We start from the raw sequence: 9312 nt of genomic DNA, 5'->3' as shown, positions 1-9312 counted from the left end.
TTTTAAGGAACATTGTAGCCCCCCAGACGAAAAAATAATAGGACTACGATAAGTATAGAATAAAACCTTCAAAATAAACGGATTTTCAGAATGATTTCGCTAAATATTTTAGGACTACAAAACAAGAATTGAATCCGAAATACCTTATCCTGAAAGGGATTGGAAATTTATGTCGCCAAACTTGGGCTAATAATGAAAAATCACAAAAATAGCGCCCAATCAAGGGCGCTATTGATCATTAACACTTACTAAACCCGCAAGCTTCACACTCATGACATCCACCGTGTCTTACGAGAGAGTGCTGGTGACAGTTCGGACACAGGTCTTTCCCGGTACTGAATTCACGCAGGGAGACTCGATCGATCGGCAGCTGTATGGATGCGGCCATTTCCAGGTGGTTCAACCGACGCAGCGGGAAAGTCTCCGAATGCTCGATCAACGCTTTTGCAATTGCATCCGGAACTGATGTGATCCGGCGATCCCCAAAGCCGACAGCGTTTGATCCGCCAATGCCGGAGAAGTGCTTGACGAGCACCGCTTCCTTATCCGGGTTCTGAGAATCCTTCAGGTAGAGGGTAATCGCACGGCCGAGTGCTTCGTTTGCCGCATACACGTCACTGCCCGCTTTCCCGATGTTGACGAAAATCTCAGTCGCCAACTGCTCTTCCGGATCGTCGTTAATGGTGATGTAGGCGGTACCCAGCGGAGTTTCCTTCTTATAGGTAGCCCCATACAATACATCCGGACGACCTTTGTTCACGTAGCCTTGTTTTTCGACTGATCGCGGGATGAAGAGATCCGCTACCGCAACTTCCTCTTTGGCTTTTGTCGGCTCTTCCTTCTTCTCGGACTCTTCCTTCAAGGACAGGACCTGCTCGGAACGGGAGCCGTCACGATAAATGGTGACCCCTTTACATCCCAACTCATACGCCAGATCATACAGTTTCTTGGTATCTTCTACGGTATAGTTGAATGGTGCGTTACAGGTTTTGGAGATCGAAGAATCGATCCATTTTTGCAGAGCTGCCTGCACGCGAACATGCTCTTCCGGAGTCAGATCCATTGCGGTCACAAAGTAGTCGGGTAGTTCTCCATCACCATAACTTTTCTTGTAGTGATTCACGATTTCCGCATTTTCTTCAAACATTCCGAGTCGGGAATTGCGGAAATAGGACCAAGCATAATACGGTTCACAACCTGTGCTGCAGCCAACCATTGTCACTTTTGTTACTCTTCTTTCGAAGGGTGGGGCTATTAGTACCCACTCCACATATCGCTATGTGGGTCAGACTATATCATCAACCAGTTTTCGAACTGGTTGCCCAGCATGTAGTCGTTGAGGGGACAGCCACGTCTTCCCTGCGGATTGTCTGCACCTTTGCATTTTTACCTTTTGTACGTGTTGGCAAGACAAGGTAGCAAAGGATACTCAGAGTTTCCCGCATATAGCTAGGTTTTCACTATGCCGTTACCGGCATAGGGGGCAATTGTTGTTTACCCGTTGTACCAGTTGGTGCAACCGTCATGGTTGTGACGTTGCGAATTCCGTATTTCTTGATGGCTTCCACTACGTGTGGCTTTTCGGCAGCCATTTGTTTCATGTAGCCGGATTGCAGGAATTTTTCTGCTGCAAATACCGGGAACGGACCGTTTTCCTTCGCCAATTCCACCGATTCCAGGTAGCACCATTCTGCCATCATCCCCATCAGCACATCGATCAGCTGCATGGACTCTTCGGAACCGTACTTGACACCGCAATGGATCAACAAGTCGTGCAGACCCATGATGCCCAGACCGACACGGCGCTCGTTCATCTGGTTCTTGCGGTTTTCTTCAAACGGATAATAGGTTGCGTCAATGATCGCATCCTGGAAGCGAAGACCGGTACGAGTGGTCACTTCGAGCTCTTCCCACTTTATGTGATGCAGGAAGAATTCCGCCTGTTCTTCCGGGAAGTGTTTCAGCAATTGCTGACGGATGTAAGCTTCTTTTTCCTTATCGGCAAAATTAGCTTTTTGCCCGGAGTCCTCGAACCCCATCGTGAATTGGCTTAGAACTACTGCGCCCAAGTTGCAAATTCCATATGCTGGAAGCCCTTGCTCCCCACAGGGATTGGTGGCCACAATTTTATTGAAATAATGCGAGTTGGACATGTAGTTGTAACGGCCCATGAACACAACTCCGGGCTCTGCCGATTTCCAAGCAGACTCCATCATTTCATCCCACATGTCGGCTGCGGAAATCTCTTCGCTGATATTCAATTTCCGTCCCGCAGCTTCCCACTCTTGGAAGTCACCGTTGAACTCCTGCATTTCGGAAATGTCCGGATAGCCGAGTGTCCATTTTTCTCCATGTTTCTTCGCTTCCATGAATTCTTCGGAAACACCTACGGAGATGTTTGCACCGGTGATCACGCCATCCACTTGCTTACAGGAAATGAATTTGCGGATATCTGCGTGCTTGTCGTTCAAGATAAGCATCAATGCACCGCGACGAGAACCGCCCTGCAGCGTGAGCTGACAACCGACGCTCATAATCTCGCCCACACCTACAGGCCCAAAGCCTTGTCCGAAGACTTGGTTTCCTTTATCGAACAACTGACCCCAAGTGTACGCACCGGAACTGCGGCCGTTCACACCGCGAACGTAGCTGTAGCGAGGACGGAGCGAAGACAGAACAACCGAAACGCGCTTGCCTTCCATCATAGCTTCCCACATGTCGGCCAGAGTGTTGGCAATCGTTCCGCGTCGGTCTCCAGGCACCAATGTTACGCCGATCAGATCTTGTACTACGACCGCGCCGCTTTCCAAAATTTTCGCGTACAATTCTTCAGCGGAGTGAGTTTCACCCTGCTTCACCGGAAGGCCTTTCTCTCTCCATGCCTCCAAGTTGCCCGTCCAGTTGTCATCGTATCCTTCGATTTCATGATCCGGGAAGTAGAAGGTCCAAGTGCTGCCTTCTTCCACAGCCCGCAGGAATTCACTGTTCACACGAACCACCTTGGTACTGTTCTTGTAATCTTCCGCAAGGAAATCCAGCAAGTCCGCATGCCATACATCAAGCACTAACTGCAGTTCCGCCTTGCGGGACTTCTCTGATACAGGTACCAGAGTTCCTTGCGGCGGAACTTGGGACAAGTTCATCCCTACACCGCCGGATCGAGCCTGAATCTCAAGCGTTTGCCCGAAGGAGTTCGCATAATCGCGGGGAGTCGGGCCCACATTAGGAATTACAAAGCAGTTGTAGCTGGTTGTCTTTATGCCGGTACCCATAGAAGCATTGATTCGGCCTCCCGGAACGTACTTCCAGCCGGATTGCAGCTGATAAAACTTTTCTTCCCATTTCTTCGGGTCTTTGGTGACTTCCGCTGCCCCTTTTGCGATGCGGCGCCACATTTGACGAGGTGCTGTTTCTTTTAAAACATCGATATGATCATAGGAGAGTTCTACTTGAAAACCATCGCGCAGTTCTACAGTTGCCAATCGCTGTTCCGGTTTGAGTTCCACAACTTTAGCCAGTTCATGCAGGGCGCGCTTCTTGTCAATCACGGCCACCACAAGACTGCCTGGCTGCAGGGTCTCTTTCTTCACATCCTTTAGCAGGTACCGGTCAGCAACGATCCGCTCACCAGTGGGGGAGAGAAAATCCTCTGCGGTAAATGGCAACATACTTGTAATTTCAGCCTTCATCAATATCCTCCTATCTTTTGGAGTCGAGCAAGCTCAAGATCTCTTGAGCAAATGACTCGACATCTCGGAATTGCCGATACACGCTTGCAAAGCGCACATACGCCACTGCATCGAGCTCACGCAATTTTCCCATCACTTTCTCTCCGATTGGCTCTGCAGGGACTTCTTTCTCGTATTCAGAGCGAAGCTCCCGCTCAATCGTATCTACTACTTGCTCGATGGCTTCGATTGCAATCGGCCTTTTTTCACAAGCTTTCAGAATGCCTCGCATCAGCTTGTCTCTCGAGAATTCCTCGCGCCGGTTGTCCTTCTTTACAACCAGCAGGGGTGACATCTCAATCTTTTCGTACGTCGTAAAACGCTTCGAGCAAGACGGGCACTCACGACGTCTGCGAATCGTGGTATGATCTTCGCTTGCCCGGGATTCTAGTACCCGCGAATCGCTGTGATGACAATACGGACACCGCATGGCAATCCCCCGTTCCTCGCCTGAGTCAAAATCAATTAATAGATTAAGTTCTGTATTATGTAACTATACACTACATATAGTGTAGGATGCGAGGGTAATGAAATTATATACACTATATATAGGTGATGTAAAGGGGCTCTGTTCCTATGAAAAACGATGCATTTGAATGAAAACTGCTAGATAAATGATCCAGAAGTATCAAAAAAGACCTGTTACGACGGGCTTTTCCAAAGTCTATCACTTGACGCCCCAAAACAGGTCTTTAGACTCATTATTCAATTTCAAAGCACCTGAGAAATTCCGAAAGATCCTCCAGAATCATGTCCGGCTTATGACTGGATCTCTCCGCATCTCTTCTGCTTGAATACCCCGTCAAGACCAGTACCGTCCGAATCCCCCCGTTGATTCCGGCCAGAATATCAGTTTCCAGATTGTCCCCAATCATGACGGTCCGATCAGGGGTTGTTCCGATTCTCTGCAGGCTGTATTCCACCATTCGCGCTTCCGGTTTCCCGATCCAAACCGGCTCCCCACCGGATGCGGCAGCCACTGCACGTGACAGAGATCCCGCTCCGGGAACCAGCCCTTTTTCCGTAGGAACTCGTTTATCCGCGTTCGTCCCGAGAAAAACGGCTCCCTTCCGAATCGCAAGACTTGCGGTCATCAGCTTCTGATATGTAAAATCGCGGTCAATCCCCACCACAACATAGTCCGGATTCTCTTCTTCCCATCTGCATCCGAGATCCGTTAGCGCCGACAGAAGCCCCTCTTCCCCGATCGCATAAACGGCCGGTGTCACCACTTTCGAGTGATTCCGAATATACATGGCCGTTGCTTGACTTGAGGTAAATACATGTTCCTCCTCAGCCGGGATTCCCATTTCGCGCAATTTTGCCGCCACTTGTCGCGGCAAACGGGAGGAATTATTGGTGACAAACAGATACTTCTTACCCGTCCGGTTTAACCATTCTACAAACTCTTTCGCGTGAGGCACGGCATCATGCCCTCTGTACAGCGTCCCGTCCAAATCGATCAGGAACCCGTCACATTCTTTTAACCAATTGTCTGCTTCAAACATTTGATGACTCCTTCATCTGCATTATAATGATAATATCTTGTAAAAAAGGGGATCTCCTATGCGCGTAACCAACTACGTACACCGGTTGCCGGTATCCACGCCGACCTTGTATCCTGCTACCACCACGAACGTATACATCGTGGAAAGTGAAGGAACTGCATGGATCATCGATGCAGGATACGAAAACCCGGAAGCTGCAAAAACGATACTTACATACATCACACAGCTTGCTGTTAAAAAAGTGGCCGGCATCTTACTGACCCACCATCATCCTGACCACAGTCCCGGCGCAAAAGCGTTGGCCGATTTTTATCAGTGTCCAATTGCTTGTCATCCCCTCGAAGTCCAGCCTATAGAGGAAAAAATCGCTCCATTCAAAGTGGATTTCACATTGCAAGAGGGCGACAGTGTACAAGCAGGTGATATAAACTTAACTGTCCTGCATACGCCGGGTCATACACATGGTCACTTAAACTTTTGGCTGGAAGAAGAAAAGGTATTATTCAGCGGTGACAATATTGTTGCGGAAGGCACGACTTGGATCGGACCTCCCGACGGCGATCTCACCGCATATCTGGCAAGTCTGGAGCGACTGCAGGAACTACAGCCGTCACTGATAGCTCCCGGCCACGGGGATATCATCAGAAACCCGTCAGAGAAAATCGAATTTTTTATCCAACGCCGCTTGGAACGTGAACGGCAAATTCTCGAATTGTTGAGTCAAAATCCATTTCGACTTGAGCAGCTTGTGGATACGATCTACCGGGATCAAGTTCACCCGAGCGTAATCTGGGTGGCGGAGCGAACGATTCTGGGACACCTCGAGAAGCTGCAAAAAGAGAAGAAAGTCCGTCAAAAAGACGACAGGTATGTGCTGATATAGAGGGTAAGCTTACGCCAGTTCATGAGGCCTTGGTTGCCCGACACCTTCTCCGTGCCAGAAGGCCTCTTCCGCATTTTCAAAACGTGCCAAATCGGCAAGTGCATCCATGGTCGGGCGCACCATCTTAAAGGCGCCCCTTTCCGCTTTTTCAAGAGCCTCTCGCGGATCCATCCACACTCCAGAATCAACTTCTCTTTCACAAGGCAGCAATTCCGTATCAAGGGAAACAATCGACAGAAAATAACGAGTGTCAAATCGTCTGGGAGATACTGCCCGCGGTGTAATGCGATGCCCGTAGTAACGTATCAGGTCAGTTCGCAATCGGACTTTCCCGGACAAAACCCAATCGTGAAAAATAAGCTCCCCCAATTCTAACTGCCGGCGAATCTCATTTGGCTCTGCTGCCACACCTGAGCCGGCCTCGTTTAGGTCAGCAAGAAGGTATCCCACTTCTTCAAAACATTCGCGAATGGCTGTTACGGCATATGACAATCCGACTCCGAGCTCCTGATTCACGCAATGCCTAAAAATCCTCTCATTTTGATCCTCTTGCTGCATAACGCCCCCCGGAAATACATAGTACCCGGGAAGAAACAGCATCGTACCCGGTCGTTTGGTGAGATATACTTCTATTCCCCGCCCCTGTTCTCGATTGCGAATCAAAATCATAGTTGCGGCGCGCTTGATTGTTTCAGCCATAGCATGCCCTCCCTCCCCTTATGCTATCAGACTAGGCCTCTAGTGAAAATGAAAAATCTTATTCATTTAATTTGACTATATGGTCAATTTTTCGAAGGATGCGAATAAGATTCAGTAAAACCTGCAAATGAAAGGGAGTGTACTGGGATGAACGTGTATGTAAAAGAATTTTTTAGCCACAGAAGCGTGTGGATCATGACTCTGCTTTTTGCCGGGTGCTTATTTGGAATCGCACCCGCCATGAACCAAGGATCCACCTGGGTGGGCATACTAACCGGCGTATTGCTCTGGTATGTTTCGGAGTACACCACTCACCGATTTCTGTTCCATGCTCCTCCACCAAAAAACAAGTGGCTGCTCAGGCTTCTGAATCGTCTGCATTATGCTCATCATGAATTGCCAAACGAGCTGCATCTGCTTTTTCTCCCCGTCTGGTACAGCATTCCTAACTTTTTTATTGTATGGCTGCTCGCTTATGCCGTGACTCACAGTTCAATTCTTTCATTTTCCGTTGTTGCAGGTGGAGTGGGATGTCTTCTTTATTACGAATGGGTTCATTTTGTTGCCCATCGCCCAATCAAACCTCGAACCCCTTGGGGAAAATGGATGAAAAAATATCACCTGTGGCATCATTATAAAAACGAGAACTTTTGGTTTGGCGTTACAAACCCGGGCATGGATAAGATTATGGGAACGTATGAGGATGAGAAACATGTGGAGTTGAGTTCCACAGCGCGGAAACTTTTATGATGAAAACCAGGTACTGATGTAATCGAACCCTACTCTGACAAAATAAAAAACACTCGAATCCGGTGTTGGATTCAGAGCGTGTGCAAAATGTGGTGCGGCTAATAGGAATCGAACCTATGGCCCCCACCGTGTCAAGGTGGTGCTCTCCCTCTGAGCTATAGCCGCATAGTCATTTGTTGTGGTTCTATATTGACAACCGTTATAATAGCATGTAGGCCCGCCCTCTTGCAAGTGGTAATTCGTGCCCCACCTAACTTAAAGGTTCAACTATTTCATAATTCGTTTTACCCAGAATCCACCTTTGAAATATTTCGGTTCGTAGGAGATCACAAATGCTTTTGGCGCTACCTGTTCAATTGTTTCATAAAGCTTTCTTTCATTGCTCCGTTTCGCCAACACTTGCATCACATGTCGTGTCCCATCTTTGCCTTCTGCCGTCCAACTGGTCACCCCATATCCCTTTTTCCTTAGAAGAGCAACCAAATTAGTGTCGGCAGAATCAATCACAATCTGAACGGTGACATACCCAAGGGCTAACATTTCCTCTATTTTGCTTCCGGCATACACCCCGGTTCCCCACCCAATACAATAAGACAATAAATTAAGAGGGCTATCAAGATTATTCAGAACGAGCGATAACCCCATCAAATAAACAAAAACCTCAATCATACTAAGTATCGACGCCAAAAGCTTCTGACCCTTCATCACCATGATCATCCGCATGGTAAAAAAGGAAACATATACAATATTTATAAGAAAAATAGTCAATATCTGTTCCACAAGAACACCTCAGTTAGCAGAATGAAGTGGGTTGCTTTAGATAGTACCATTCCTGAACGCACAGTCCAACCTAAATCTTGATAAGCGATTCCATGTTGTATGGAGGATCTGGAAGAAATCCATTCCTAATTCGGAGAGATACAAAATTTAAAAAACGTAAAGAACGTGTTAGCCTTTGTGGCTATAACGTACTGGAGAATATGTAAGGCATCAAAAAAGACCTGATCCACAGATCAGGTCTTATGGTGCCTAGCAACGACCTACTCTCCCAGGGCTCGTGCCCAAGTACCATCGGCGCTGGAGAGCTTAACTTCCGTGTTCGGGATGGGAACGGGTGTGTCCTCTCCGCCATTGTCACTAGACATGCAGGGATGTTGTACGACTTGCTTCCATCCATCCGTCAGACCCACAAGGGCTTGCAGACCTCATCAGGGAATTACAGACCCATAAAGGACTTGCAGAGCCTTCAAAGGACTTTCAACAACCACTTTAAGAGGCTTTCAGCAACTTTAAGGGGCTTTCAGACCCTTATTTTGCTTTTTTCGGGATGGAATCTTTAAGTCCCCGAAACACCCTTATTCCTGTTTGCTCCCTGAAAACCAGATGCGAATATGAGGTGCGCATGGGAATCAACTTCCCCAGATTACTTTCCGGGGCCCCGAAAAGTACTCGGAATAAGCTTCGCAGCTTATCGTCACTTTTTGGGGTGTTTGTTAGATTAAGCCCTCGATCGATTAGTACTGGTCAGCTGAACACGTCACCGTGCTTACACACCCAGCCTATCTACCCTGTCTTCTTCAGGGGATCTTACCACGTTGACCGTGTGGGAAGTCTGATCTTGAGGGGGGCTTCGCGCTTAGATGCTTTCAGCGCTTATCCCGTCCCGACTTGGCCACCCAGCTATGCTCCTGGCGGAACAACTGGGACACCAGCGGTCGGTTCATCCCGGTCCTCTCGTACTAAG

Annotated in this window: 7 protein-coding genes, 1 tRNA gene, 2 rRNA genes and 1 pseudogene; 2 read left to right on the top strand and 9 right to left on the bottom strand. The window is 48.2% G+C overall.

Annotated features, from left to right (window positions below):
• Positions 1-238: 238 nt before the first annotated feature.
• The 4 genes and pseudogenes from ACFO8Q_RS06900 to ACFO8Q_RS06885 form a co-directional block, all read right to left on the bottom strand.
• Positions 239-1219 (bottom strand): annotated as a pseudogene (locus ACFO8Q_RS06900) (TSCPD domain-containing protein); the annotation flags it as partial.
• Between the two features lie 241 nt (positions 1220-1460).
• A complete protein-coding gene (locus tag ACFO8Q_RS06895; protein WP_380024997.1) occupies positions 1461-3689 on the bottom strand; it encodes a ribonucleotide reductase N-terminal alpha domain-containing protein in 2229 nt (742 codons plus the stop codon).
• 10 nt (positions 3690-3699) lie between these two features.
• On the bottom strand, positions 3700-4158 hold the full coding sequence (gene nrdR, locus ACFO8Q_RS06890) for a transcriptional regulator NrdR (RefSeq protein WP_380024996.1): 459 nt from the start codon (positions 4156-4158) through the stop codon (positions 3700-3702).
• Positions 4159-4429: 271 nt separating this feature from the next.
• Positions 4430-5236, bottom strand: a complete 807-nt coding sequence (locus ACFO8Q_RS06885) for a TIGR01457 family HAD-type hydrolase (RefSeq protein ID WP_380024995.1) — start codon at positions 5234-5236, stop codon at positions 4430-4432.
• 58 nt (positions 5237-5294) lie between these two features.
• Between ACFO8Q_RS06885 and ACFO8Q_RS06880 the strand changes: the two genes are divergently transcribed.
• On the top strand, positions 5295-6119 hold the full coding sequence (locus tag ACFO8Q_RS06880; protein ID WP_380024994.1) for an MBL fold metallo-hydrolase: 825 nt from the start codon (positions 5295-5297) through the stop codon (positions 6117-6119).
• A 9-nt stretch (positions 6120-6128) separates the two neighbouring features.
• Here ACFO8Q_RS06880 and ACFO8Q_RS06875 read toward each other — a convergent pair whose 3' ends face one another.
• Entirely contained in the window at positions 6129-6818 is a 690-nt protein-coding gene (locus ACFO8Q_RS06875; protein ID WP_380024992.1) for an NUDIX hydrolase, read from the bottom strand.
• A gap of 147 nt (positions 6819-6965) precedes the next feature.
• Here ACFO8Q_RS06875 and ACFO8Q_RS06870 point away from each other — a divergent pair, with 147 nt between their 5' ends.
• A complete protein-coding gene (locus ACFO8Q_RS06870) occupies positions 6966-7568 on the top strand; it encodes a sterol desaturase family protein (RefSeq protein WP_380024991.1) in 603 nt (200 codons plus the stop codon).
• 90 nt (positions 7569-7658) lie between these two features.
• Here ACFO8Q_RS06870 and ACFO8Q_RS06865 read toward each other — a convergent pair.
• The 4 genes from ACFO8Q_RS06865 to ACFO8Q_RS06850 all read right to left on the bottom strand — a co-directional run.
• Positions 7659-7733: transfer RNA gene (locus ACFO8Q_RS06865), tRNA-Val, on the bottom strand.
• Positions 7734-7835: 102 nt separating this feature from the next.
• A complete protein-coding gene (locus ACFO8Q_RS06860; protein ID WP_380024990.1) occupies positions 7836-8348 on the bottom strand; it encodes a DUF2179 domain-containing protein in 513 nt (170 codons plus the stop codon).
• A 247-nt stretch (positions 8349-8595) separates the two neighbouring features.
• A 5S ribosomal RNA gene (rrf, locus tag ACFO8Q_RS06855) occupies positions 8596-8710 on the bottom strand.
• A 352-nt stretch (positions 8711-9062) separates the two neighbouring features.
• A 23S ribosomal RNA gene (locus ACFO8Q_RS06850) occupies positions 9063-9312 on the bottom strand; the annotation flags it as partial.

Source organism: Effusibacillus consociatus, assembly GCF_042652925.1.
In the GTDB taxonomy this organism is placed as follows: Bacteria; Bacillota; Bacilli; order Tumebacillales; family Effusibacillaceae; genus Effusibacillus; species Effusibacillus consociatus.
Note: the sequence above shows the minus strand (reverse complement) of the source record. Positions and strands in the feature narration are given on the sequence as shown.